Source organism: Aquirufa sp. ROCK2-A2, from assembly GCF_054558485.1.
The window spans coordinates 1-384 of record NZ_JBPXKA010000027.1; the positions used below are offsets into that span (position 1 = coordinate 1).

A 384-nucleotide genomic window follows, 5' to 3' on the forward strand; every position below is an offset into this window, starting at 1 on the left:
CAGCTGGAGATAATTCCACCAAATTGGCCACCACTTTTTATGTGGATCGAAGCGTTGCTGCTGGTGCGCCAGACGCAACCAATAGCTCATTAGGTAAAATCCAATTAGCTGGCGATTTAGCTGGAACGGCGGATGCTCCCACTGTTCCAGGTTTATCCCTAAAAGCCGACACAAGTTCGGTCAATACCGCCCTTGCCTTAAAAGCAAATGCCTCAGATGTTAGTAACTCTCTTGCTGCAAAAGCTGATACAAGTTCGGTCAATACGGCCTTAGCTTTAAAAGCAAATACCTCAGATGTTAGTAACTCTCTTGCTGTAAAAGCCGATACAAGTTCGGTCAATTCTGCTTTGGCTTTAAAAGCCAATTCCACAGATGTTAGTAGTT

1 protein-coding gene is annotated in these 384 nt (G+C 44.5%); it reads left to right on the forward strand.

What is annotated here, in order from left to right; translation table 11 throughout:
* Positions 1-384, forward strand: a 384-nt coding sequence (locus V7S76_RS13275) for a hypothetical protein (protein WP_459510626.1), incomplete at both ends; no start/stop codon positions are given.